Source organism: Streptococcus sanguinis (assembly GCA_013378335.1).
GTDB lineage: Bacteria > Bacillota > Bacilli > Lactobacillales > Streptococcaceae > Streptococcus > Streptococcus sanguinis_I.
In genome coordinates this window covers 1460152-1484819 of the sequence record CP040556.1, presented here as the reverse complement: position 1 = coordinate 1484819, position 24668 = coordinate 1460152, and the positions used below count along the sequence as shown (strand labels likewise).

The following is a 24668-nucleotide window of genomic DNA, read 5'->3' as shown; positions in this document are numbered from 1 at the left end:
ATGCAAGAGATTAGAATTAGATTGAAAGGAAATTTCAATAGATGTCAATAATTGAAATGAAAGATGTTGTCAAGAAGTATGGCAACGGGACCACTGCCCTGCGTAGTGTGTCTATTAATGTAGAACCTGGGGAGTTTGCCTATATTGTAGGCCCTTCAGGAGCAGGAAAGTCAACCTTTATTCGTTTGCTTTACCGGGAGATAAAGCTGGATAAGGGAAGTCTGAAAGTAGCTGATTTTGACTTAGCTAAGATTAAGAAGCGCGATGTTCCAATGCTGCGCCGTCAGGTTGGAGTAGTCTTCCAAGACTATAAACTTCTTCCTAAAAAGACGGTGTATGAGAATATTGCCTACGCCATGGAAGTTATTGGTGAGCGCCGCCGCAATATTAAAAAGCGGGTTATGGAAGTGCTGGATCTGGTTGGTCTGAAGCACAAGGTCCGCTCATTCCCTAATGAGCTTTCCGGTGGTGAGCAGCAGCGGATTGCCATTGCGCGTGCTATTGCTAACAACCCTAAAGTTCTGATTGCGGATGAGCCGACAGGAAACTTGGACCCAGATAATTCTTGGGAGATTATGAACCTGCTGGAGCGGATTAACCTTCAGGGAACGACTGTCCTGATGGCAACCCACAACAGCCAGATTGTAAATACTCTGCGTCACCGCGTTATTGCTATTGAAAATGGCCGTGTGGTACGTGATGAAGCGGAAGGAGAATACGGATACGATGATTAGAAGATTTTTTCGTCATTTGATTGAGTCGCTTAAGAGTCTTACGCGGAATGGTTGGATGACTGTAGCGGCTGTCAGCTCGGTTATGATTACCTTGAGTTTAGTAGCTGTCTTTGCTTCAGTAATTTTAAATACAGCTAAGCTGGCAAATGATGTTTCCAATAATGTCCGCGTCATGGTTTACATGCGTAAGGATGTTGCCGACAATAGCGAAACGATTGTAAAAGAAGGCCAAACAGTTCAGAATGAGGACTACCACAAGGTCTATGATGCTCTGACTTCTATGAAAAATGTAGATAAGGTTACTTTTTCTAGTAAGGAAGAACAATATGAGCAGCTGACAGAAACCATGGGTAGCGAGTGGAAAATTTTTGACGGTGATGCCAATCCACTTTACGATGCTTATATTGTTGAGACCAAGGCGCCTAAGTATGTAGAATCTGTTACAAAAGATGCTCGTAAGATTGATGGTGTTTCAGAGGTTCAAAATGGTGGTACCAACACTAAAAAGCTCTTTGCGCTTTCTAATTTTATCCAAACGTGGGGCTTGATTGGAGCAGGGCTTTTGATTTTTGTCGCTATCCTTCTCATCTCTAATACCATTCGGATTACCATTATTTCCCGCAGTCGCGAGATTCAAATCATGCGCTTGGTTGGTGCCAAGAATAGCTATATCCGTGGACCTTTCTTGTTTGAAGGGGCATGGATTGGCTTGCTAGGGGCAACAATTCCGTCAGTGGCAGTGTATTTTATATACAAAATAGCCTTCCAGACTATGAATAAGAGCCTAGTCGGTCAAGGGCTTTCTATGATTGATCCGAAACTCTTTAGTCCGATTATGATAGCAATACTTTTCGTATTGGGCATTCTTATCGGATCGTTGGGATCTGCACTCTCTATGAGACGCTTCTTGAAGATTTAATAGTACATAAAAAGAGAGTGGGACAGAAATCGGGAATTCGTTAGAATTCGATTTCGTCGTCCCACCTCCGCACAGTTGAGTAGGGCTGTAAAAGCTGATGAAATCAGCGTAGTAGAGCCCACTCAACCACTGCGTCTTGCTCGACAATCCAAAGACAATTGAGAGGCTAGGACTTTTGTCCCAGCCTCTTTGTTATAGATAACTATAGGTAATTGCTTAAATGGCTACTGAGCTAAAAATGGATTAAAGATTTTTTCATGTGAAATAGTGGTATCATTACCATGACCGGGATAAACAGCGTAGTCTTTGGGGAGAACCAAAAGATTCTCTCGAATGGACGTCAGCAATTGTTCCATGTTTCCTGTCGGCAGATCCGTTCGTCCAACGCTTTCCCGAAAGAGGGCATCGCCCGTCAAAACAAGGCGGTCATCAGGAAAGACTAGAGAGACACCTCCGATGGAGTGGCCAGGTGTTGCAAGCACATAGAAATGAAAGCCTCCAAGGTCATAGTCTGTCTCGTAGGAGAAAAACTCCTCTGCTGGTCGACAGATGATATCATCCATATCGTCATGGCGCGCCAGACCAGATAGGTTATCTGTCGGTGTGTAAAGCCAGCTACTTTCACTCTCGGCCACATAGACAGATGGGGCAGCATAGTGCTCTCGGACCTTTTCTAAGCTCATAATATGGTCATAATGGGTGTGAGTTAGGAGAATAGCAATAACAGGCTTGGCGAGTTCCTCCAGCTTGCGCTCAATCTTTTTCCAGTCACTGCCAGGATCGACGACTAGGAGACCTTGATTGTTCTCTAAGATATAGGTGTTTTCAAACGCAACAAGGTTGATAATTTTATGAATCTTCATCTGATTTCCTCGCAAAATGTATTCTGCTATTGAGTGTAACAGAAAAGCGGTTTTTTTGCACAGAATTGCTTTCTAGGCTAGAGCTGAAAATTTTCAGATGTCTCAGAAAGGCTTTTATGATATAATCATAGCAGTATGACACAAAATGATTATAAGTATGCCGTTGTGGACTTGGAGGCTACAGGAACGGGCAGCAGTGCAAAGATTATCCAGATTGGCATTGTTCTGATTGAGAATGGAATTATTACCAAGACTTATGAAACAGATGTCAATCCTCATGAGGAACTGGATGAGCATATCAAAGAGCTGACAGGTTTGGATGATGAGCGGCTTGGGCGAGCTCCTGAGTTTTCTCAGGTAGCAGCGGAGGTATATGAGCTGATTCAGGATGCGATTTTTGTCGCTCATAATGTCAAGTTTGATGCAAATCTACTAGCAGAGGCTCTGTTTTGGGAAGGGTTTGACTTGCTGACACCGCGTGTGGACACGGTAGAGTTGGCTCAGGTCTTTTACCCGACCTTTGATAAATATTCCTTGGGCAATCTCTGTAATTTGCTGGATATTTCTTTAGAAAACGCCCACACTGCTCTGGCAGATGCTCAAGCAACGGCTCAGCTTTTTTTAAAAATACAAGACAAAATCAAGAGCCTGCCCAAGGCCTTGGTTGAGAAAATGCTAACTTTGGCGGACAGCATTATCTATGAGTCGCGTCTGGCGATTGAGGAAGTTTATCAGACGATGCCGGATCAGCAAGATAAGGAACTGCAATCCTGCCATGGTATTTTCCTGCGACGTCCCCAAAAGCTGACTTCGGAAAAGAAACTGTCGCAGGATTTCCTGACCAATCTATACCTGCTGGGCTTGGAAGAGCGGCCTGAACAGCTCAAATTTGCTCGTTTTATGGAGGAAGCTCTGGATCAGCAGGAGCCTAGTTTTTTAGAGGCGCAGACAGGCTTAGGTAAGACCTTTGGCTATTTGCTGCCCATTCTATCTAGAGGTCAAGAAAAAGTACTAGTGACGGTTCCGACTAAGATCCTGCAGGACCAGCTACTGAAAAAGGAAGGACGATTGTTGGAGGAAGTTTTTGGAATTTCCTTTCACAGTCTTAAGAGTCCGGAGAATTATCTCAAGCTGGACCATTTCTATCAGACATTGGATAGGGAATATGACAACCGTTTGGTTAATCGTTGCAAGCTGCAACTCTTGGTCTGGCTGACAGAAACCAAAACAGGTGATTTGAACGAAATCGGACAGGCTCATCGCTTCTCAAGCTACTTTAATGAAATCCGTCATGATGGCAAGCTAAGCAAACATTCTCTTTTTTATGAGGAAGATTTTTGGCGGCTGGGACAGGTCAAGTCAGCCACCAGTCGAGTCGTGATTACCAATCATGCTTACCTGCTGACGCGTTTAGAGGATGACCAATCTTTGCTGGACAATCGCATTCTGGTAGTTGATGAAGCTCAGAAGATGTTTTTTGCCTTGGAAAGCTTCTCTCAGGCCAGTATAAATCTAACTAAAACCCTGCAGCAGATAAATCATCTCCTTCAGGAAGAAGGGGAACTTCTGCAGCAACGGCTTTTGCAAAGCATTCAGTTTGAGCTGGCTGATGCCGCAGAGAAGCATCGCAAGAAAACATCTGAGCTAAGTCAGGAAAAGATTGCTCGGCTGCTTCAGGATGTGTCTGAGTTAAAGATGAGTGCACTGCCTGAGCTGCAGCACTTGTTCAGTGGCAAATACCAGTATTATTGGTTGGTTGATGAAGATTTGACAGACCATCGCTTGATGACGCTGCATGCAGGCCGTTCAGAATTGCTGCATTTCACTGACTTTTTACCCGAAAGGGCCAAGGTTGTCTTGGTTTCGTCCACTCTGGAAATCAGCTCTAAGGTTAATCTGTCACAGTTACTAGGCTTTGAAAGTTATCACTTTTACAAGCTGAAAAGCAAGAAGAAGCCACTGCAGAAGCTCTTTTTAGATGAGAGTTTTCCAGCAGTAGTGGATTTGTCAACTGAGGATTTTGCTCGAGAGATTGTTGCGTGTCTGCAAGAAGTGGCGGAACTCGGTCTGCCTATCGTCGTTCTCTTCACCTCTAAAGACCTGCTTTTGACTGTTTCGGACTTGCTGGCTCTGCCGCATTTGGCCCAATATAAAAATGGCGATGCTGGCAATATCAAGCGGCGTTTTGATAGAGGAGAGGCAGGTATCCTTTTGGGCTCTGGCAGCTTCTGGGAGGGGGCGGATTTTGCTGAGCAAGACCAGATTATTCAGCTGATCACTCGGATTCCATTTGACAATCCCAAGGATTTCTTTGTACAGAAGATTAACAGCCGCCTGAAAGCGGAAGGTAAGAATGCCTTTTATGATTATCAACTGCCTCTTGCAATCTTACGGCTTAAGCAGGCTATTGGCCGGACCCGGCGAAATGAACATCAGAAGTCAGCTGTTATTCTTTTGGACAACAGAATCTCTAGTAAACGCTATGGCAAGCAGATTCAGCATCATCTGTCACAATTAGCTTCTTTGGACATTCTGCCAGAGGCAGCCATTATGCAGGAATTACAAGACTTTTTTGACTGAAACTTTCTAAAATCAGCTGAGTTTTATGGCTCTTTGTCAACTGTAGTTGGTAGAAAGTTTAAATCCGAGAGAGGACCAAATTGGTTCTCTCTTTTTGTATGTTCAAAGCGAGGAGGATTTTAGTTCTAAAGTTCTTAAAATTGCGAAAGCCGAAGGCCGCTCGTTTGATATCCTTGATGAGCTTGTTGGTAGCCTCGAGCTTGGCGTTGGAATAGTCGAACTGGAGTGCATTTGTGATGTAAGGTTTGAGTTTTAGGAAGCTCTCAAAAACTCTTTTGAAGGTCGAATTGACAAGATTCATGTTGTCTTCGATGATTTCAAAAAATTCTGTAGTACGTTTCTCTTGGAAATGGAAGAGCAAGAGCTGGTAGAGATCGTAGTAATAACGGAGTTCTTCTGAGAATTGAAGTGTCTTGTCCACGATTTCCTTAGGCTTTAGGGTCTGCCTAAAGGTCTTGGAATAAAAGCGATGACGAGACAGTTTTCTGCTTTCTCTCTGAAATAGTCGCCAGTGGTTTTTCAGCGCACGATAAGGCAGAGATTTCTTGTCAAAGGTCTTCATGATAGCGATTCGAGTGGTCATCATGGCTTTGCCAAGATGTTGGACGATGTGAAACCTATCCAACACAATTCTGGCCTTAGGAAATAGTTGCTTGATGATTGGAATGTAAGTGCCAGACATGTCCACGGTCACGACTTTGACCTGTTCTCTGACCTTTCTCGGGTAGCGGTAGAAATAATTTTTGATGGTATTCTGGCGATTGTTTTCGAGGAGGGCGATGATTTTCCTGGTCTCGAAATCCTGTGCAATGAAGGCTAATTTGCCTTTGTTCCTAGAAAATTCATCCCAGGAGATGACCTCGGGAAGTTTGGTGTAATCCTCTTTGAAAGTGAACTGAGCCAGCTTTCTCTGGACGGTTGAGACGGAGATGTGGAGGGTTCTGGCAATATCGGTATTGGCTCGATTTTCGGTCAAGAGCTGGGTGAGCTTCTTCCAGACCAGGTGTGAAATCTGGTGGTTCTTGTCTACGATGGGTGTCTCAGCTACGGTCACCCGATGACAAGATTTACACTGAAATCGCCGCTTCTTGAGACGGAGCAGAGTTGGAAACCCTTGTGCATCCAAGAGTGGGATTTTAGAGGACCTCTGAAAACCGTACTTAATCATCTTACCGCCGCAGTGAGGGCAGGAAGGAGCTGCATAATCCAGTCTAGCCCGAATTTCAAGATGGGTCTGGTGCTGCAAGATGAAGGTAATTTTGATATTTAAGTCTTTCATTCCCAGCAATTCTGTGGTATTCTTGATGTGTTCCATATGAGTCTTTCTAATGAGTTGTTTGCGCTTTTCATTATAGGTCGTATGGGACTTTTTGTATACATTCAAAAAGCCCTATAACCTCTGTGTCGGATTTACCAACTACAGATATTATAGAGCCAGTTTTATCGGCTGATTTTTTAGGTTCATTCAGATTTTTGGGACAAAATTTGTTATAATGAGAGGCGTAGGAAAGAAGGGGTGTTCGTGAAAAAATATTTACCAGGAATTCTGTTGTCCTTTGGCATAGCGGCTGTTTCTATCTTTTTAGGCGGTTTGCTTCCCTTGATAGGCTCTAGTGTTTTGGCTATTGTCTTTGGGATTGTTTTGAATAACAGCATGAAGCTGCCGGCTATGTTTCAGGAAGGACTTAGCTATTCAGGAAAGAAATTGTTGCAGTATTCCATTATCTTTTTGGGATTTTCTATGTCCATTAGTCAGGTTTCTGAGACGGGGCTTTCTTCTCTTCGTATCAGTCTTATCACCATTCTGATAGCCTTTCTGGCGGCCTATCTGGCTGGCCGTTTCTTTAAAATGAACCGCGTCTTGACTATTTTAATCGGTTTTGGGACAGCCATCTGCGGTGGCTCTGCCATTGCGGCTGCTTCACCAATCTTGGAAGCTGATGAAGAGGAAATCGCCCTGTCCATCTCCACTATTTTCTTTTTCAATATCTTAGCAGTATTCATTTTCCCTTTTTTAGGGCATTTGCTGCAGATGTCGGACGCCTTTTTCGGGACTTGGGCTGGAACAGCCATCAATGATACTTCGTCAGTAGTGGCAGCAGGCTTTACATATAGCCCGTCAGCTGGCGACTTGGCGACCATTGTCAAGCTGAGCCGGGCCCTGATGATTGTACCGGCCTGCCTGATTTTCGCAGCTTATCGCTATATCAAGTCTAAGAAGTCGTCACAAAAGACAAACTTGAAACAGATTTTTCCTTGGTTTATAGCTTGGTTTGTCCTAGCTTCACTTATTAGCAGTCTTGGATTTCTGCCGGCTGCTGTCATCCCATATACAAAATTCATTTCTCAGTGGCTGATGGCTATGGCCTTGGCAGCTATTGGCGCAAAGGTTTCCTTTAAGCAGTTTAAGCAAGCAGGAGCAGCGCCTTTGCTGACTGGTGCCTTCACTTGGTTTTGCGTAGCTGTTTCAAGCTTGATTATCCAGTATTTTTTCTAAAAAGGAGGGACTATGCCCTATCAAAGATGGACGTTTGAGTCTCGGATTGATTATAGTTTAATTTTGCCCGTTTTGATGTTGCTCTCAATCGGTGTTGTGGCTATTTACATTGCAGTTAGTCATGATTATCCTGACAATGCTTGGCCCATGGTTGGTCAGCAGATTGCCTGGATTGCAGTGGGCTTCCTGCTCAGCTTTATCCTCATGTTCTTTAACACCAAGTTTCTCTGGAAAATTACGCCTTATCTCTATGTTTTTGGTCTTGGCCTCATGGTTTTGCCTCTGATTTTTTACAGCCAATCCCTGGTAGCCTCCACTGGTGCCAAAAACTGGATTGCTATTCGTGGTGTGACCCTCTTTCAGCCCTCAGAGTTCATGAAGATTTCATATATTCTCATGCTGTCGCGGCTGGTGGTTCATTTTTTCCAGCAACACAAGCAAGATGAGCGAACCTTGACTTTAGACTTTTTTCTGATTCTGAAGCTTGGGCTCTACACTGTGCCTGTTCTGGTTCTGTTAACCCTTCAGAGTGATTTGGGGACAGCTCTGGTTTTTGTTGCTATATACGGCGGTATCGTGCTACTGTCAGGTGTTTCTTGGAAGATTATCCTGCCGGTCTTTCTGACGGGAGTCCTGCTATTGGGAGGATTTCTCTTTATCTTTATTTCCGATGGCGGCCGTGCTTTTCTGCATAATCTAGGCATGCCAACCTACCAAATCAATCGGATTTTGGCTTGGCTTCATCCCTTTGACTACGCTCAGACGACCACTTTCCAGCAAGCACAGGGACAAATCGCTGTCGGAAGCGGTGGTCTGACAGGCCAAGGCTTTAATGTTTCGAATCTCTTGGTTCCTGTTCGGGAAAGCGATATGATTTTCACCGTCATTGCAGAAGATTTTGGTTTCTTAGGCTCGACCTTGGTTATCATGCTCTATTTACTGCTGATTTATCGCATGCTCAAGATTACGATTAAATCCAACAACCAGTTTTATACTTATATCTCAACTGGCTTTATCATGATGCTGCTCTTCCATATCTTTGAAAATATTGGAGCGGTGACAGGAATTCTGCCTCTGACAGGGATTCCGCTGCCCTTTATCTCACAGGGTGGCTCTTCCATTATCAGTAATCTTATCGGAGTCGGTCTCCTGCTGTCCGTCTCTTATCAGAACAGCCTGACGGATGAAAAGAAGGGGCGAATTCCTGCAGTCCGAAAAAAAGTCGTACTGAAGAAATTAAAATAAATAGATAGCAAGTTTTTGACTCACAAATCAGATACGATTTTGTGATTGGCTCATCTCAGAAAGGATATTTTCATGAAAAAAGCAGCTTTACTCTTAGCTCCCGGCTTTGAAGAAATCGAGGCACTGACAGTTGTGGATGTCTTGCGCCGTGCAGGTCTTGTCTGTGATATGATTGGTTTTGATGAATCAGTGACTGGGTCTCATGCCATCACTGTTCAAGCGGATCAGGTCTGGAAGGGGCGGCTGGATGACTACGATATGGTCATCTTGCCAGGAGGGATGCCAGGATCGGCTAATCTCCGTGATGATGACCGCCTGATGCAGCTTTTGCAGGACTTTCAGCAGGCGGACAAATTCATCGCTGCCATTTGTGCTGCTCCTATTGCTCTTGACCGTGCAGGTATCTTGACTGGTAAGTATTTCACTTGCTATGATGGTGCGCAAGACAATATTAAAAATGGAACTTACCGTAAAGAAACAGTTCTTGTTGATGGGAAGCTGATTACTAGCCGTGGTCCATCGACTGCCTTGGCTTTCGCCTATGAGCTGGTTCGTCAGCTGGGAGGGGACGCCGAGCAGTTGGCTGATGCTATGCTTTATACAGATGTATTTGGAAAATAAAGAAGATGCTGGGACTCAAAATATGTCCCAGCTTTTTTGAACCCTAATTTACATTTGCTCTCCTCTATATGGAACGGGTTTAGGGATGTTGGAAAGGACGAAATCAGCAGCCATTTTTAAATTTTAGATTCTTTGAGATATTTTGTTTAGAAAAAGGCTTGAAAAAAGTCGGAAAAGTGCTGGATTCGGGCAAATATTAGCCCCTTTTTCATGAAAATTATGGTATAATGAAAGGTATGAATTATCAAGATTACATCTGGGATTTAGGTGGAACACTCTTGGATAATTATGAAACTTCGACAGCAGCTTTTGTTCAAACCTTGAAAGAGTTTGGTATGCAAGCTGGTCACGACGAAGTTTATAAGGCCCTCAAGGTGTCTACAGACTATGCTGTTCAGCAGTTTGCTCCCCAAGAAAAAGACTTTTTAAAGTTTTATAAGGCCAATGAAGCAGAAGAGTTGACTCACCCTGTCTTATTTGACGGCGCGGCAGAGCTGCTTAGGCGGATTGTGGCCAAGGGTGGTCGGAATTTTCTGGTCTCCCACCGGGACAACCAAGTTCTGGAAATCTTGGAAAAGACTGCCATTTCATTAGTATTTACAGAAGTGGTGACAGCTGCAAATGGTTTTCCAAGGAAACCCTCACCAGACTCCATGCTCTATCTAAAAGACAAGTATCAGATTTCCTCTGGCTTGGTCATTGGTGACCGTCCACTGGATATTGAAGCAGGGCAGGCAGCTGGCTTTGATACCTATCTCTTTGATAATATGCAGCTTCTTGAAGAATTTATAGATATTGATTAGAAAAGGAACACTATGACAGAAGAAAAGCAACAAGATATACAGGCCCAAGAATATGATGCCAGTCAGATTCAGGTCTTAGAAGGCCTAGAAGCCGTTCGTATGCGTCCAGGGATGTATATCGGTTCGACCTCCAAGGAAGGTCTGCACCATTTAGTATGGGAAATTGTTGATAACTCAATTGATGAGGCGCTGGCTGGTTTTGCCAGTCACATTCAAGTCTTTATCGAAAAAGACAATTCCATCACAGTAGTGGATAACGGTCGGGGAATTCCTGTTGATATTCAGGAGAAAACAGGCCGTCCGGCCGTGGAAACCGTCTTTACCGTGCTCCATGCCGGAGGAAAATTCGGCGGTGGCGGATACAAGGTATCGGGAGGTCTGCACGGTGTGGGATCTTCCGTTGTAAATGCCCTGTCCACTCAGCTGGATGTCCGTGTTTATAAAAACGGCCAGATTCATTACCAAGAATACAGTCGCGGTCAAGTAGTCGCTGATCTAGAAATCATCGGTGAGACAGATCGTACTGGTACGACAGTTCACTTTACACCGGATCCAGAGATTTTCACTGAAACAGTAGAATTTGACTTTGAAAAGCTCAATAAGCGGGTGCAAGAACTGGCCTTCCTCAATCGTGGTCTCAGAATTTCCATCACTGATAAGCGGGATGGAATGGAGCAGGCCAAAGATTACCACTATGAGGGTGGGATTGCCAGCTATGTCCAATACATCAATGAAAACAAGGATGTAATCTTTGAAACGCCGATTTATACTGATGGCGAAATGGACGATATTACGGTTGAAGTAGCTATGCAGTATACGACTGGCTACCACGAAACAGTCATGAGCTTTGCCAATAACATCCACACCCACGAGGGTGGAACGCATGAGCAAGGTTTCCGGACTGCCTTGACAAGGGTTATCAATGACTATGCCAAGAAAAATAAGCTTCTCAAAGAAAATGAGGACAATCTGACTGGGGAAGATGTGCGTGAGGGCTTGACAGCGGTCATCTCTGTCAAGCACCCCAACCCTCAGTTTGAAGGTCAGACCAAGACCAAGCTGGGCAATAGCGAAGTGGTCAAGATTACCAATCGACTTTTTAGCGAAGCTTTCTCAGATTTTCTTTTGGAAAATCCTGCGGTAGCTCGAAAAATTGTTGAGAAGGGAATTTTGGCTTCTAAGGCTAGAATTGCTGCCAAGCGAGCTCGTGAAGTAACCCGCAAAAAGTCTGGCTTGGAAATCTCCAATCTGCCAGGTAAATTGGCTGACTGCTCGTCCAACGACCCTCAGGAAACGGAACTCTTCATCGTGGAGGGGGACTCTGCGGGTGGTTCAGCTAAGTCCGGTCGTAATCGTGAATTTCAGGCTATTCTGCCAATTCGCGGTAAGATTCTCAACGTTGAAAAAGCCAGCATGGATAAGATATTGGCCAATGAAGAAATCCGCAGTCTCTTTACTGCTATGGGAACTGGCTTTGGAGCTGACTTTGATGTCAGCAAGGCCCGCTACCAAAAATTAGTCATTATGACCGATGCCGATGTAGACGGTGCTCACATTCGGACCCTGCTCTTGACTTTGATTTACCGTTATATGAAGCCGGTTCTGGAAGCTGGATTTGTCTATATCGCTCAGCCACCAATCTATGGTGTCAAGGTCGGAAGTGAAGTCAAAGAATATATCCAGCCAGGTGCTAATCAGGAAGAAGAGCTTCAAGCTGCTTTGGCTCGTTACAGTGAAGGTCGCTCCAAGCCAACCATTCAACGCTATAAAGGGCTCGGAGAGATGGATGACCATCAGCTGTGGGAGACAACTATGAATCCTGAACATCGCTTGATGGCGCGGGTTTCAGTGGATGATGCAGCGGAAGCTGATAAGATTTTTGACATGTTGATGGGTGACCGAGTTGAACCTCGTCGTGAATTTATCGAAGAAAATGCTGTATACAGTACGCTCGACGTCTAAAAAAATCAGAAAAATCAACCATTATGGGCAAAAATATGATATAATCATTATGTTTGCTTTATAGTAACAATGTGAAGGAGTTCTATATGTCTATTGGACTAGTTATTCTCGTTGCTGTGGTAGCTCTGCTTTTGGTTGTCGGCTATGGTACTGCAGTTCTGATGAGAAAGAGAAATGAAGCTTTACTTCAAAATTTGGAGGAGAGAAAAGAAGCACTCTATAATCTCCCTGTGAATGATGAAGTTGAAGAAGTAAAAAATATGCATTTGATTGGGCAGAGTCAGGTAGCCTTCCGTGAATGGAATCAAAAATGGGTAGACTTGTCCTTAAATTCATTTGCTGATATCGAAAATAATCTATTTGAAGCAGAAGGTTACAATAATTCTTTCCGTTTCATTAAAGCCAAGCATGCCATCGGCAATATTGAGAGTCAGATCGACTTGATTGACGAAGATATCAAGATGATTCGTGCAGCCTTGGAAGATCTTAAAGAGCAAGAGTCTAAGAATAGTGGCCGTGTGCTCCATGCCTTGGATTTGTTTGAAAAACTGCAAACCCAGGTGGCGGAGAATGCAGACTCGTATGGGCAAGCCTTAGCTGAGATTGAAAAACAGCTGGAAAATATCCAGTCAGAGTTTTCTCAGTTTGTGACCCTTAATTCTTCAGGAGACCCGGTTGAAGCAGCTGAGATCTTGGATAAGGCAGAGGATCATATTCTTGCTCTGACACATATCGTTGAGAAAGTTCCTGCCATTGTCGAAGAGTTGACTGTGAAATTGCCAGACCAGTTGGAAGACTTAGAATCTGGTCACCGTAAGCTCTTGGAATCTGGTTATCACTTTATCGAAACAGATATAGAGTCACGCTTCCAGCAGCTCCATGCAAGCCTCAAACGCAACGAAGCCAATATTTCAGCCCTAGAGCTGGATAATGCTGAGTATGAAAATGAGCAAGCGCAAGAAGAGATTAACGCTCTCTATGAAATCTTCACTCGGGAAATTGAAGCCCACAAAGTAGTGGAGAAGTTGATTAAAAACTTACCAAGTTATCTGGCTCATACAAAGGAAAACAACCAGCAACTCCAAAAAGAGATAGAACGTTTATCTCAAACCTTCCTTCTCTCTGATACGGAAACTTCTCATGTCAAGGAGTTGCAGGCTGAGCTTTCTGCCCAGGAAGATGTGGTGTTGAGCGCGGTAGAAGATTCTTCTGAAACCAAGCAAGCTTATTCAGTGGTTCAGGAAGAGTTGGAAGCTATTCAAGAGCGTTTGAAAGAAATCGAAGATGAGCAGATTTCTCTTGGCGAAGCACTTGCAGAGATTGAAAAAGATGATGCCAATGCTCGTCAGAAAGTCAATATCTATGCTAACAAATTGCATACCATTAAGAGATATATGGAAAAACGCAATTTGCCAGGTATTCCAGATTCTTTCTTAGAAATTTTCTTCTCAACCAGCAATAATATTGAAGAGTTGGTTAAGGAATTGGAAGCTACACGAGTCAATATCGAATCAGTTAACCGTTGGCTTGAAATTCTAGGAAATGATATGGAGCAATTGGAAGAAGAAACCTATCGTATCGTCCAAGATGCTACCTTGACTGAGCAGCTGCTGCAGTATTCAAACCGCTATCGTTCCTTTGACGATAATGTACAAGCAGCCTTCAACAAGTCCTTGTATGTCTTTGAACATGACTACGACTATGCTCAATCCTTGGAAATCATTTCAAAAGCTTTGGATCTTGTCGAGCCAGGTGTGACCGAGCGTTTTGTGACATCCTACGAAAAAACACGCGAGAATATTCGTTTTTAAGAGAAGTTCCTTCGGGAGCTTCTATTTTTTTGTTTCAATAAAAAGCTCTTATGTTATAATAGAGGGAAGATTAAAGCAGAAAGTCTATCAAAAAATGAAGAAAATTAAAAAATATATGACTCTCATTTTTCTTGGAGGTGTAGCAGTTTTATCGATAGCATTGATAAATGGCTGGCGTCTGGATGATTACACTGTCCCAAAAAACAGAACAAGAGAACAGTATGATTTTGAAGGCACTTTTGAACCAATGTTTAAGTTTTTAGAACAAGAAAATATAGACTTGACAGGAATCAAAAGCTATTCTGTTTCAGTTAGTATTGGTGATCGAGAGAAACAAAAAGAAAGTTATGAAGTTTTTTAAATTCTAAAAATAATCTTGTGGATGGAAGTTATACTATTCGTAAAGATGAAAATACACAGGAGGTTCATGTCAGTTATGAAAATTCTCAGTTGCTGTATTCAGATAGTATTAACCCTAAGTTTGATAAGGAAATCTTTAACTTAAGTATTAAACGAGAGTATTTTGAAGCATTGGAAGTAAAAGAAGTTTTTAGAAGTTCGGAAACATCCTTAAGTAATATTATTTATAAAACTGATGATAACTCGGAACTTTTTAATGAGCTAGTCAAAAAGTATAATTTTTCTAAAAATGCAAAATGCTTCGTATCTATCACACATTCGAGTGGCAATGCTTATAATATTGCCATTGTATTAGAAGATGATAACAAAAGCATTCAAATTGATAAATATATTTCAATAATGAAAGGGGAGGCGAATGAATTAGATTGAAAAAAGCAATCGTCAAGTTGAAATGTCAGCTGTCTTATCTGATACTGTATATAAATACGAGAGAGAATATACTTTTGGTGGTAGAAGAACATAAAAAAGAGTGAATATAGTGGATGTTGCTGGTAGAGATGTCAATAGAAAAGGAGTCTAGAGATGAAAACAGTTAAAGGTCTCTTAGTCATGGATGTAGACAGTACCTTAATCATGGAAGAGGGGATTGACCTGTTAGGAGAGGAGGCGGGTGTAGGAGCTCAGGTTGCAGCTATTACCGAGCGTGCCATGCGAGGAGAGTTGGACTTTGAAGCTGCCTTACGCGAGCGTGTTGCACTTTTAAAAGGCCTGCCAGAGGATATTTTTGCTCAAATTGCTGAAAGGATCCACTTTACTCCGGGAGCTGAGGACTTGGTCAAGGAGCTGCATAAACGTGGTTATAAAGTAGGCTTGGTGTCAGGTGGTTTTCATGAAACGGTGGACAGACTGGCTGAGCAGCTTGGAATTGACTATGTCAAGGCAAATCGTTTGGAAATCCAGCAGGGCTTTTTAACAGGCCAAGTCTTAGGAGAGATTGTCACTAAGGATACCAAGCTTGCCATGCTAAAAGCATGGGCAGCTGAAAATAAGTTGGAATTAAATCAAACAATTGCTATGGGAGATGGCGCCAATGATCTGCCTATGATTCAGGCGGCAGGGATAGGAATTGCCTTTATGGCCAAGCCAATCGTGCGCGAGCAGGCTCCTTACCAGATTCAAGAATGCAATCTCTATCGGGTCATTGATCTTTTAGACAATAGAAAAGAGTAGGAGAGAAGCATGCATATTCTTATTGCACCGGATTCATTCAAGGAAAGTTTGTCAGCTCCTCAGGTTGCTCAAGCTCTGCAGATGGGCTTTTCTCAGGCCTTGCCAGATGCCAGCTTTGACTTGCTGCCAGTCGGTGACGGGGGCGAGGGGACCATGGCCGCGCTGACAGCAACCTTGGGCTGGGCTGAATTTTACCACACTGTGACTGGGCCCTTCGGTCAGCCAGTAAAAATGCCCTACGCCAGAAACGGTCAGCAAGCGCTTTTTGAAATGGCTGACTTGGTAGGACTTGCCTCTATTCCTCAGGAAAAACGAAATCCCTTGGCCATAGAAACCAAAGGATTAGGAGAATTGATTTTGCACCTGGCTGAAGACGGTGTCAGAAAGATTTTAGTTGGTGTTGGAGGTTCGGCCAGCAACGACGGTGGGATTGGACTTGCAGCTGGCCTGGGCTATGAATTTTTCGATGCGCATAATCATAGACTGCGCCCCATTGGATCGTCTTTGGGAAAGGTCGCTCGAATTTCAGCTGAGCAGGTTCCGGCTTTCTTGAAGGAAGTTGAGATTGAGATTTTGACGGACGTAGACAATCCTCTCTGCGGAGAGAGGGGTGCGACCTTTGTTTTCGGAGGTCAGAAAGGCCTAGCTCCCTTATTATTCTCTCAAGTGGATCAAGCCATGGCAGATTTCTATCAGTTGGTTGATCCTCAGGTGATTGATATGGATGGAGCTGGGGCCGGAGGCGGAATGGCTGCAGGACTGGTTGCTTTTGCCGGAGGAAAAATCGTTTCGGGTATTGAAACCTGTCTAGATTTACTGGATTTTGATGAAAGAGTTAAAAAGGCGGACTTGGTCGTAGTTGGCGAAGGACGAATGGACCGTCAATCTTTGGCGGGCAAGGCACCAGTCGGGGTCGCAAGACGAACGCCAGAAGGTATCCCTGTGCTGGCGATTTGCGGTAGCCTAGCTGATGATTTACCAGATTTTCCAGTTGAGAATATCCTGGCAGCTTTTCCGGTTATTGCGCGAGCAGATAGGTTGGATAGGATTCTAGAGCAGGCGGAGCAAAATTTGATTCGCACAGCAAGAAATATTGGCAATGTACTAAAAATGAAAAAAAGCGGTTAGTCCGCCTTTTTTAGTAGGTATTCAATTTCTTTAACTATCATGCCCTTTTCAAAGAAGAAGATGTCACAAGACAGGTCACCAAAGTCATTTTCTAAAATGGTCACAATCCGATTCTGGTCAGGACTAAGCAGATAATAAGTGCAACGAAACTGGACGGGGTTGTCATGATAGACTTTTTGAATTTTAGTCAGGTAGTCAGCTTTACCTTTGATGATTTCGGTTGTGTCGCCCTGTAATTCCCAGCTTACATGATCAGAAAGAAAGGTCTGATAGGTTTGCCAATCGCGCTGATTTTCAGCTTCAAAAAAGGCAAAAAGTTTTTCTAAATTTGTCATCTTACTCAAACCATTTTTTCCAGAGGGAGCGCTTTTCTTTTGCTGTTTTTTCTGCTGGCTGAAGGAGGCCAGCAAACTGTTGGTACATATCCTTCTCATTCATCTGAACAAGATGGTCGCTATGGACAATCAGGCCAAAAGGAGAGGACTGGTAATCGCTAGAGACGATAGTGGCTTCACAGCCTAACTCCTTAGCAGTTTTTAGATAAAAGATTTGATTGCCAGACTCGACTTCTGGGGAAATTTTGACAAATACAGGTTGGCAGTTTTTCATGATACTGCTGAGCATTTCCTTGAAATGACTGCGAATGAGAGAGCTGTTAGCTTGCTCAATAGAGCAGGAAGCCAGCACTCGTTCTTCGAAAGTCCCTAAAAACCTACGCTGTTCATCAGGGTTGAGCTTGACTCCGCCCTGAGATTTTTCCATGATTACTTTATTAATATCAGTCATAATAAAATTGTACCATAAAAGGAGAAATTCTAAAAGGTTGAATCTTCGTTCTGATTCGCCGGAAAAACATTTATATAGTAAATTTGGAATCGTTTTCTTGTGCAAAATTTCTCAAATTTGCTTAGATTCTCTATTTTTCCTTGAAAAAAAAGCGTTTTTGAGGTATCATAGACTAGTAAATAATTTTAAATAATAAGGAGAGTAAGAAATGTCAATTATTACTGATGTTTACGCTCGCGAAGTCCTAGACTCACGCGGTAACCCAACACTTGAAGTAGAAGTTTATACTGAATCAGGTGCTTTCGGACGTGGTATGGTTCCTTCAGGAGCTTCTACAGGTGAGCACGAAGCAGTTGAACTTCGTGATGGCGACAAATCTCGTTACGGTGGTCTTGGTACACAAAAAGCAGTTGATAATGTAAACAAGGTTATCGCTGAAGCTATCATCGGTTACGATGTTCGTGACCAACAAGCCATCGACCGTGCAATGATCGCTTTGGACGGTACTCCTAACAAAGGTAAATTGGGTGCGAACGCAATCCTTGGTGTGTCTATCGCTGTAGCTCGTGCTGCTGCTGACTACCTTGAAGTGCCACTTTACAGCTACCTTGGCGGATTTAACACTAAAGTTCTTCCAACTCCAATGATGAACATCATCAACGGTGGATCTCACTCAGATGCTCCAATCGCATTCCAAGAGTTCATGATCTTGCCAGTTGGTGCTCCAACATTCAAAGAAGCTCTTCGTTACGGTGCTGAAATCTTCCACGCTCTTAAGAAAATCCTTAAATCTCGTGGTTTGGAAACTGCCGTTGGTGACGAAGGTGGATTCGCTCCTCGTTTTGAAGGAACTGAAGATGGTGTAGAAACTATCATCGCTGCTATCGAAGCTGCTGGTTATGTTCCAGGTAAAGATGTATTTATCGGATTTGACTGTGCATCATCAGAATTCTACGATAAAGAACGTAAAGTATACGACTACACTAAATTTGAAGGTGAAGGCGCTGCTGTTCGTACATCTGCAGAACAAATCGACTACCTTGAAGAGTTGGTTAACAAATACCCAATCATCACTATCGAAGATGGTATGGATGAAAATGACTGGGATGGTTGGAAAGCTCTTACTGAACGTCTTGGTAAGAAAGTACAACTTGTTGGTGACGACTTCTTCGTAACAAACACTGACTACCTTGCACGTGGTATCAAAGAAGGTGCTGCTAACTCAATCCTTATCAAAGTTAACCAAATCGGTACTCTTACTGAAACTTTTGAAGCGATTGAAATGGCTAAAGAAGCTGGTTACACTGCAGTTGTATCACACCGTTCAGGTGAAACCGAAGATTCAACAATCGCTGACATCGCAGTTGCAACTAACGCAGGTCAAATCAAGACTGGTTCACTTTCACGTACAGACCGTATTGCTAAATACAACCAATTGCTTCGTATCGAGGATCAACTTGGCGAAGTTGCTCAATACAAAGGTCTTCAAGCTTTCTATAACTTGAAAAAATAATCTAATAAGATATAAGAGGAGCTAGGACTAAGTCCTAGCTTTTTTGATGTGTAAAGATATAACAATGGATATTTTTTGATTTAGGATTCCCCCTAATTGATGAGAGGGAGATTTATCATCTTTTCCTAGAAATTTCCTAGAAGTAGTGTGTAGGGCTGGTCATGCTCTTTCCCTTGAAAAATTAGAGGACAAGATGACAGTTTTTATTTTGGAAAATATAATCAAGGGATTCCTGCGTTTCCTTGTGACTACATGGTTGAAAAAGTGAGTGATTTACTAAAGATTTTATAGCTTTCTTGTATCAAAATCAGTCTTTTATGGTATACTAGCAAAGTGGAAGGAGGAGCACAATGGAAGAATTATTAAATCAGGTCTTACTATCAAAGGATAGAGAAGTTTTCAATCAGATATTTGACGATTACTACCCCATTGATATTGCTCTTTCTTTGGAAGCCTTGGAGGATGAGGAAGGGAATCTCCTCAAAACCTTTACGGAAATGGCTAGTGATGATCAATTGGTAGAGATTTTAAAAGAAGCCGAGCCGGAGTTGCAACGACAGATTATCCAATCGATTTCTTTCAAACGTACCAGCACTCTTTTTCATCTTATGCCAGATGATGATGTGGTAGATATTTTGGGTTACTTGAGTGTGGACTTGCGTAAGCAATACTTAAGTATGATGAAAAATACCAGTCAAGAGAATTTGAAAGCTATGTTGGCTTACGATCCTCAGACAGCTGGTGGTCTGATGACGACAGAATTCATTACCTTAAATGAAAATCTGACCGTTTCAGCAACTCTCAATAAATTAAGGGAGATTTCGCCTAATACGGAAGTTATTGATACCTTATTTATTAGAAATGTACATCATTCGCTAGTTGGCTGGATTGATATCCGTGATTTGTTTATTCATGATGCGGAGATGAAACTCAGCGAATTTATGAACACTCAGTTAGTGACTGTGACGCCAGAGGTTGACCAAGAGGAAGTGGCACAGCTTTCTGCCAAATATAATTTATCTGTTGTACCGGTCGTCAATCATCGGCAGGTATTGCTAGGAATCATCACAATTGACGATATCGTCGATGTTTTGCAAGAAGAGTATCAAGAAGATATCTTGCGGATGGGTGGTGTCCAAGAAAGTGAAGAAATTGGAGGACCTTTCAAAGAATCACTCAAGAAACGCTTACCTTGGTTGATGATTAACTTAGTGACAGCCTTTCTAGCTTCTGCGACAGTAGCACTTTTTGATGATACGATTTCAAAAGTTGTAGCATTAGCAGCGATTAGTCCTATTATCACGGGAATGGGCGGAAATTCTGCCTCTCAGACACTTGCTTTGGTTATTCAGGGAATTGCCTTGGGGAAACTGGATCTGAAAGAAGATCGGAATTTAGTGCTCAAAGAAATCGTGCTAGCTTTGGTTAATGGTTTCTTTACTGGCTTGATTGCAGCGATTGTCATGTTTGTCTTCTATCAAAATTTCTATCTGTCTGTTATTGTGGTATTGGCTATGATGATCAATCTAGCATGTGGTGCTCTATTTGGTTACTTTGTACCGCTGATTATCAAGACACTGCATCAGGATCCAGCTCTAGCTTCGACCATTTTCATTACAACAGCAACAGATGTGTTAGGTTATCTAGCTTTTCTAGGCTTAGCACAAATTTTCTTGCCATTGATCATATAAAAAATGATACACAAAAAGAGTTTGGGACAAAAAGATTTCAATTTTTAAAAATCTTAATTATTAAGCCCTTCAAATCTATAATTGAATGCGAAAAGCGAACAAAGCAGAATTCTGATTACCAGAAAACTAGTTTTGTTCGCTTTTTATATTTAAGGCTGGACTTTTGTCCCAGACTCTTTTGTTATGTTTACTTAGAACAAACCTTTAATTTTATCAATGGTACCTCTGGCCATTTCATTTCCAGCTACTATTTTTTTAGCTTGCTCAGGTATTCACCGAGTTTGTCTTTGTTTTCTTCGATAAACTTTTTAGCGACATCAAAGTCTTTCTTTTTAATCACTTCTTTTGCTTGGTTAAATAAATCTACTGGATTCATAGTTGTTGCTCCTTAGTAATCTTTTATACTATTTAATCAAATTTCTAATAGAAAGACAAGAATTCTGCTTATTTAAAGGTCACACAAACAGCTTCGGGAACGTAGAAATCGTGGGAGATTTCTGTCAATTTTCCACTCTCTGCATCGCGTTTGAAGATGGTTGCATTGTCAGAGTCTTGATGGACAGCAATGATATGGTTTTGATCCGGTGTGATGTTGAAATCACGCGGATTTTGGCCATTAGTAGGTGCAATCTGGATTAAGGCCAAGCTGCCGTCAGCTAAGATTTTGTAAACGGCAAGAGAGTTATGGCCGCGGTTGGAACCGTAAAGAAACTTGCCATCAGCAGACAGACGGATAGCAGCTGTTCCGTTTGCACCTTCAAAGTCCTCTGGTAAGGTGGAGATAGTTTGCAGGTGTTCAAAATGGCCGACTCCATCGTAAATCAGGACTTCAATAGTAGAATTAAGCTCACAGATCAAATAGGCGATTTTGTAATGATTGTGGAAAACGATATGGCGGGCACCAGCTCCAGCGGCACACTTGTAGGTGTTCAGAGGAGCGATCTTTCCATCTTCAGTAACATCATAGGTGATGACTTCATCAGTTCCCAAGTCGCAGGTGATTAGGTATTGATCTGGTGTAAGGTCTGCGTAGTGGACATGGGCAGAGGCTTGGTTGGCGTGTGGTCCTTGACCTTGATGGGTAGCTGAGTCAGCAAGGTCAAGTCTGCCATCAGCTAGGCGTTTGTATACCAAGACTTGCCCCTTATGATAATTGGCTCCGTAAACCAAGTCACGATCCTCGTCGACTGCCACATAGCAAAGCGGAGCCCCTTCTTCAACGACATGGTTGAGGAGCTGACCTGCCTGGTCAAAGACTGCAATCCCCCCCTGTCCGTCCTTTGCTCCGACAGAATAGAGATGTCCAGCCTTATCAAAGGCTAGGTAGGTTGGACTGGGCTCTTCAGCAACCAAGGTTAAGTTTTCTAGTGTTTCCTTGTTAGAATTAAAATCTGCCTTGTAAATTCCCTTGGAATCTCTGCGAGTATAAGTTCCAAAGTAAACCGTTTGTGTCATTCCATTACCTCGTATGTATTTAGATTGCTTGCTACTATTATATCATAAAAGCAGATGATAGGTCTTAGAGCGGAGGATTTGCCTGATTTTCAAAAGAATAGTATTGGTTTTGAAAAAACAGATAAAAAACAGATAGTGGGTAGGAAGGGGATAGATGGCTTTGTTAGAATAGAATTGTTCAAAAAAACAATTACTGTCAGGAAGCAACAAACTTCCTGCTTGCTAAACAAAGGAGAAATCAAATGAACGTTAAAAAAATTGCTATGCTCGTTGCTCTTATCGGAATGTCAGGATTCTTTTTAGCCGCATGCGGAAATAAAGAAGCAGATAACTCAGAAATTAAGGATGGAAAACAAGTGGACTTCCAGAAAGATGCTGTTGATAAGAAGACCAAGACAGTCGATGGCAAAGAAGTGACAGAATACACAATGCCGGATGGAAATGTTATCCAAATCCCAGCAGATGGTGAGGAAATTCCAGAAGATGGATCAGGATCTAGCTCAGAAGCTGAATAAAGATTAAAGCATGTAGGTTGGAGGCAATATGTTTCGAAGAAAAAAAATGAATCGTAAGACCATTCTATTGGGCAGCACGGTCATTCTCGCTTGTGCTGGGCTGGGAGGCTATCTGTATTTTAGACAGATCAATCAACAACAGGCCATGAAAATGGTAGATAAGACGATTGATTCGCTGACAGTCCAAGAAGCTGTCAACAACAGTAAAAAAACAAGCCTGGTTTTATCTGGGGAAGTAGTTGCCAACAATAGCAGTAAGGTCAAGATTGACCCTTCTAAGGGGGAAGTCAAGGAAGTATTTGTCAAAAATGGCGATACCGTTACACAGGGGCAGCCGCTCTTTTCCTATGTGACAGAGCAGCAGTTGACAGCCCAGTCGGCTCAATATGATGCCCAGTCCAAGGCTAATGGCATCACAGCCGCTCAAAACAGCGCTGCGATTAAATGGGAAACCTATAATCGCAAGTTGGCCAATCTCAATGCTCTCAAGGACAAATACAATTCCAGTCAGGATGAGTCGCTGCTGGAGCAGATTAAGTCTGCTGAAGACGAGCTGGCTCAGGCGCTGAGCGATGCTAAGACTGCGGATAATGAAGTAACGACAGCTCAGATTGAGGCTGAAAAGGCTCAGGTGACAGCTCAGACAGAATCAGACCGGATGAAGTATGATACTGTGACTGCAGATACAGCAGGAACGATTACTTCTATGAATGAAGATTTACCCAATCAATCCAAGGCCAAAAAGGAAGAAGAAAACTTTATTGAGATTATGGACAAGTCCAAAACTCTGGTCAAAGGGACTGTCAGTGAATTTGACCGTGAGAAGCTGAGTGTTGGCCAGAAAGTGGAAGTGGTGGATCGCAAGGATCCTAAGAAACGCTGGAGTGGTACAGTAACTCAGGTCGGCAGCCTGACAGCAGAAAATACTTCCAATAATAATGGTGGGAATAAGCAACAGGAAAATCCCAACCAAGGTAAGTATCCTTATACTGTTGAGCTGGATCAAGGTGGTGAAATGCCACTGGTGGGCTCCCATTCCTATGTCAACATCGTGGAGAATGCTCCCGAGGCAGGAAAGGTAGTCGTCAATAAAGCTTATACTTTCAGTAAAAATGGCAAGACCTATGTCTGGAAGGTAGAGGGTAAGACTCTGAAAATGCATGAAGTCAAGACCAAGAAAGTGTCTGACCGTTTGGTAGAGATTACAGAAGGTTTGACTATGCAGGATACCATTTCAACCCCGAGAGCAGGTATGGAAGAAGGGATGGAGGTAGGACAGCATGTTAAAGCTTAAGGATATCCACAAATCTTATCAGCAGGGCAGTCAGGAATTTCCAATTTTAAAAGGAATTGATCTGCATGTGAAAGAGGGGGATTTTCTAGCTATCATGGGACCGTCTGGATCTGGTAAGTCCACTCTGATGAACATTATCGGCTGTCTGGATAAGGCAAGTTCAGGGACTTATCATATTGAAGGGACCGATGTGTCTGAGCTGTCCGACAATCAGCTGTCCGATCTACGCAATCAGAAGATTGGCTTTGTTTTTCAAAATTTCAACCTCATGCCCAAGCTGACGGCCTGTCAAAATGTAGAACTGCCTCTGACTTACATGAAAATTCCTAAAAAAGAGAGACGGGAACGGGCTCTAGAAATGCTGCGCTTGGTCGGACTGGAAGAAAGAAGCGATTTCAAGCCTATGGAGCTGTCTGGTGGTCAAAAGCAGCGGGTAGCCATTGCGCGAGCCTTGGTAACCAATCCCAGCTTCATCCTTGGTGACGAACCAACGGGGGCCCTGGATACCAAGACCAGTGTGCAGATTATGGACCTCTTTAAGCAGTTTAATGATGAGGGTAAGACCATTGTCATCATTACCCATGAGCCGGAAGTAGCCCAACTCTGCAAGCAGACGGTTATCCTGCGGGACGGTAATATAGAGAGCAAAGCGATAGGATAG

The 24668-nt window shown here is 42.9% G+C and carries 22 protein-coding genes and 3 pseudogenes; 19 read left to right on the top strand and 6 right to left on the bottom strand.

From position 1 onward, the window contains the following. The first annotated feature begins 41 nt into the window (after positions 1 to 41). The 3 genes and pseudogenes from ftsE (at position 42) to FFV08_07715 (ending at position 1732) form a co-directional block, all read left to right on the top strand. Positions 42 to 734, top strand: coding sequence for a cell division ATP-binding protein FtsE (gene ftsE / locus FFV08_07725; GenBank protein QLB52500.1), 693 nt, complete (start codon positions 42 to 44; stop codon positions 732 to 734). Beyond that, entirely contained in the window at positions 727 to 1653 is a 927-nt protein-coding gene (locus FFV08_07720; GenBank protein QLB52499.1) for an ABC transporter permease, read from the top strand. The genes ftsE and FFV08_07720 overlap by 8 nt, the downstream gene beginning before the upstream one ends. After that, a pseudogene (locus FFV08_07715) lies at positions 1632 to 1732 on the top strand (NUDIX hydrolase). The gene FFV08_07720 and the pseudogene FFV08_07715 overlap by 22 nt, the downstream one beginning before the upstream one ends. Before the next feature lie 145 nt (positions 1733 to 1877). Here FFV08_07715 and FFV08_07710 read toward each other — a convergent pair. Further along, positions 1878 to 2516: an MBL fold metallo-hydrolase gene (locus tag FFV08_07710; protein ID QLB52498.1), complete on the bottom strand. Its 639-nt coding sequence runs from the start codon at positions 2514 to 2516 to the stop codon at positions 1878 to 1880. 135 nt (positions 2517 to 2651) lie between these two features. On the opposite strand from FFV08_07710, the gene FFV08_07705 reads away from it, so the two are divergent. Next, positions 2652 to 5096, top strand: a complete 2445-nt coding sequence (locus FFV08_07705; GenBank protein ID QLB52497.1) for a bifunctional DnaQ family exonuclease/ATP-dependent helicase — start codon at positions 2652 to 2654, stop codon at positions 5094 to 5096. Between the two features lie 58 nt (positions 5097 to 5154). On the opposite strand, the gene FFV08_07700 is transcribed toward FFV08_07705, so the two are convergent. Further along, positions 5155 to 6411, bottom strand: coding sequence for an ISL3 family transposase (locus FFV08_07700; protein ID QLB52496.1), 1257 nt, complete (start codon positions 6409 to 6411; stop codon positions 5155 to 5157). Between the two features lie 201 nt (positions 6412 to 6612). Between FFV08_07700 and FFV08_07695 the strand changes: the two genes are divergently transcribed. The 9 genes and pseudogenes from FFV08_07695 (at position 6613) to FFV08_07655 (ending at position 16753) form a co-directional block, all read left to right on the top strand. Further along, positions 6613 to 7593, top strand: a complete 981-nt coding sequence (locus FFV08_07695) for a YeiH family putative sulfate export transporter (protein ID QLB52495.1) — start codon at positions 6613 to 6615, stop codon at positions 7591 to 7593. Between the two features lie 12 nt (positions 7594 to 7605). Beyond that, complete coding sequence (locus FFV08_07690) at positions 7606 to 8838, top strand: FtsW/RodA/SpoVE family cell cycle protein (GenBank protein ID QLB52494.1); 1233 nt, start codon at positions 7606 to 7608, stop codon at positions 8836 to 8838. Positions 8839 to 8910: 72 nt separating this feature from the next. After that, on the top strand, positions 8911 to 9459 hold the full coding sequence (locus FFV08_07685) for a DJ-1 family protein (GenBank protein QLB52493.1): 549 nt from the start codon (positions 8911 to 8913) through the stop codon (positions 9457 to 9459). A 227-nt stretch (positions 9460 to 9686) separates the two neighbouring features. Continuing rightward, positions 9687 to 10262: an HAD family hydrolase gene (locus FFV08_07680; protein ID QLB52492.1), complete on the top strand. Its 576-nt coding sequence runs from the start codon at positions 9687 to 9689 to the stop codon at positions 10260 to 10262. Positions 10263 to 10274: 12 nt separating this feature from the next. Further along, positions 10275 to 12224, top strand: coding sequence for a DNA topoisomerase (ATP-hydrolyzing) subunit B (gyrB, locus tag FFV08_07675; protein ID QLB52491.1), 1950 nt, complete (start codon positions 10275 to 10277; stop codon positions 12222 to 12224). Between the two features lie 86 nt (positions 12225 to 12310). Next, complete coding sequence (gene ezrA / locus FFV08_07670; protein ID QLB52490.1) at positions 12311 to 14035, top strand: septation ring formation regulator EzrA; 1725 nt, start codon at positions 12311 to 12313, stop codon at positions 14033 to 14035. A 94-nt stretch (positions 14036 to 14129) separates the two neighbouring features. Further along, positions 14130 to 14824: pseudogene (locus FFV08_07665) on the top strand (hypothetical protein). A gap of 153 nt (positions 14825 to 14977) precedes the next feature. Beyond that, entirely contained in the window at positions 14978 to 15625 is a 648-nt protein-coding gene (gene serB / locus FFV08_07660) for a phosphoserine phosphatase SerB (GenBank protein ID QLB52489.1), read from the top strand. Positions 15626 to 15634: 9 nt separating this feature from the next. Beyond that, on the top strand, positions 15635 to 16753 hold the full coding sequence (locus FFV08_07655; protein QLB52488.1) for a glycerate kinase: 1119 nt from the start codon (positions 15635 to 15637) through the stop codon (positions 16751 to 16753). Here FFV08_07655 and FFV08_07650 read toward each other — a convergent pair. Together FFV08_07650 and FFV08_07645 are read right to left on the bottom strand one after the other, a co-directional pair. After that, positions 16750 to 17088, bottom strand: a complete 339-nt coding sequence (locus FFV08_07650) for a nuclear transport factor 2 family protein (protein ID QLB52487.1) — start codon at positions 17086 to 17088, stop codon at positions 16750 to 16752. The genes FFV08_07655 and FFV08_07650 overlap by 4 nt on opposite strands. A gap of 1 nt (position 17089) precedes the next feature. Continuing rightward, complete coding sequence (locus FFV08_07645; GenBank protein QLB52486.1) at positions 17090 to 17539, bottom strand: DUF1694 domain-containing protein; 450 nt, start codon at positions 17537 to 17539, stop codon at positions 17090 to 17092. Between the two features lie 208 nt (positions 17540 to 17747). Here FFV08_07645 and FFV08_07640 point away from each other — a divergent pair, with 208 nt between their 5' ends. Together FFV08_07640 and mgtE are read left to right on the top strand one after the other, a co-directional pair. After that, positions 17748 to 19052 (top strand): phosphopyruvate hydratase, encoded by a 1305-nt coding sequence (locus FFV08_07640; GenBank protein QLB52485.1) that lies wholly within the window; start codon positions 17748 to 17750, stop codon positions 19050 to 19052. Between the two features lie 350 nt (positions 19053 to 19402). Beyond that, entirely contained in the window at positions 19403 to 20743 is a 1341-nt protein-coding gene (mgtE, locus tag FFV08_07635; GenBank protein ID QLB52484.1) for a magnesium transporter, read from the top strand. A 191-nt stretch (positions 20744 to 20934) separates the two neighbouring features. On the opposite strand, the pseudogene FFV08_07630 reads toward mgtE, so the two are convergent. Beyond that, positions 20935 to 21119 (bottom strand): annotated as a pseudogene (locus FFV08_07630) (hypothetical protein). Between the two features lie 68 nt (positions 21120 to 21187). After that, positions 21188 to 22198, bottom strand: a complete 1011-nt coding sequence (locus FFV08_07625) for a lactonase family protein (protein ID QLB52483.1) — start codon at positions 22196 to 22198, stop codon at positions 21188 to 21190. A gap of 54 nt (positions 22199 to 22252) precedes the next feature. Between FFV08_07625 and FFV08_07620 the strand changes: the two genes are divergently transcribed. From FFV08_07620 to FFV08_07605, 4 genes are read left to right on the top strand one after another with little or no spacing between them, the layout of a single operon-like run. After that, positions 22253 to 22444: a preprotein translocase gene (locus tag FFV08_07620; GenBank protein ID QLB52482.1), complete on the top strand. Its 192-nt coding sequence runs from the start codon at positions 22253 to 22255 to the stop codon at positions 22442 to 22444. Next, on the top strand, positions 22441 to 22713 hold the full coding sequence (locus tag FFV08_07615) for a hypothetical protein (protein QLB52481.1): 273 nt from the start codon (positions 22441 to 22443) through the stop codon (positions 22711 to 22713). The genes FFV08_07620 and FFV08_07615 overlap by 4 nt, the downstream gene beginning before the upstream one ends. A gap of 28 nt (positions 22714 to 22741) precedes the next feature. Beyond that, complete coding sequence (locus FFV08_07610; GenBank protein ID QLB52480.1) at positions 22742 to 24007, top strand: efflux RND transporter periplasmic adaptor subunit; 1266 nt, start codon at positions 22742 to 22744, stop codon at positions 24005 to 24007. Next, entirely contained in the window at positions 23994 to 24668 is a 675-nt protein-coding gene (locus FFV08_07605) for an ABC transporter ATP-binding protein (GenBank protein QLB52479.1), read from the top strand. Before FFV08_07610 ends, FFV08_07605 begins: the two co-directional genes overlap by 14 nt.

Coding starts and splice junctions, on each gene's coding strand:
- ftsE (QLB52500.1), top strand. CDS start 42: ATGTCAATAATTGAAATGAAAGATGTTGTCAAGAAGTATGGCAACGGG.
- FFV08_07720 (QLB52499.1), top strand. CDS start 727: ATGATTAGAAGATTTTTTCGTCATTTGATTGAGTCGCTTAAGAGTCTT.
- FFV08_07710 (QLB52498.1), bottom strand. CDS start 2,516: ATGAAGATTCATAAAATTATCAACCTTGTTGCGTTTGAAAACACCTAT.
- FFV08_07705 (QLB52497.1), top strand. CDS start 2,652: ATGACACAAAATGATTATAAGTATGCCGTTGTGGACTTGGAGGCTACA.
- FFV08_07700 (QLB52496.1), bottom strand. CDS start 6,411: ATGGAACACATCAAGAATACCACAGAATTGCTGGGAATGAAAGACTTA.
- FFV08_07690 (QLB52494.1), top strand. CDS start 7,606: ATGCCCTATCAAAGATGGACGTTTGAGTCTCGGATTGATTATAGTTTA.
- FFV08_07685 (QLB52493.1), top strand. CDS start 8,911: ATGAAAAAAGCAGCTTTACTCTTAGCTCCCGGCTTTGAAGAAATCGAG.
- FFV08_07680 (QLB52492.1), top strand. CDS start 9,687: ATGAAAGGTATGAATTATCAAGATTACATCTGGGATTTAGGTGGAACA.
- gyrB (QLB52491.1), top strand. CDS start 10,275: ATGACAGAAGAAAAGCAACAAGATATACAGGCCCAAGAATATGATGCC.
- ezrA (QLB52490.1), top strand. CDS start 12,311: ATGTCTATTGGACTAGTTATTCTCGTTGCTGTGGTAGCTCTGCTTTTG.
- serB (QLB52489.1), top strand. CDS start 14,978: ATGAAAACAGTTAAAGGTCTCTTAGTCATGGATGTAGACAGTACCTTA.
- FFV08_07655 (QLB52488.1), top strand. CDS start 15,635: ATGCATATTCTTATTGCACCGGATTCATTCAAGGAAAGTTTGTCAGCT.
- FFV08_07650 (QLB52487.1), bottom strand. CDS start 17,088: ATGACAAATTTAGAAAAACTTTTTGCCTTTTTTGAAGCTGAAAATCAG.
- FFV08_07645 (QLB52486.1), bottom strand. CDS start 17,539: ATGACTGATATTAATAAAGTAATCATGGAAAAATCTCAGGGCGGAGTC.
- FFV08_07640 (QLB52485.1), top strand. CDS start 17,748: ATGTCAATTATTACTGATGTTTACGCTCGCGAAGTCCTAGACTCACGC.
- mgtE (QLB52484.1), top strand. CDS start 19,403: ATGGAAGAATTATTAAATCAGGTCTTACTATCAAAGGATAGAGAAGTT.
- FFV08_07625 (QLB52483.1), bottom strand. CDS start 22,198: ATGACACAAACGGTTTACTTTGGAACTTATACTCGCAGAGATTCCAAG.
- FFV08_07620 (QLB52482.1), top strand. CDS start 22,253: ATGATAGGTCTTAGAGCGGAGGATTTGCCTGATTTTCAAAAGAATAGT.
- FFV08_07615 (QLB52481.1), top strand. CDS start 22,441: ATGAACGTTAAAAAAATTGCTATGCTCGTTGCTCTTATCGGAATGTCA.
- FFV08_07610 (QLB52480.1), top strand. CDS start 22,742: ATGTTTCGAAGAAAAAAAATGAATCGTAAGACCATTCTATTGGGCAGC.
- FFV08_07605 (QLB52479.1), top strand. CDS start 23,994: ATGTTAAAGCTTAAGGATATCCACAAATCTTATCAGCAGGGCAGTCAG.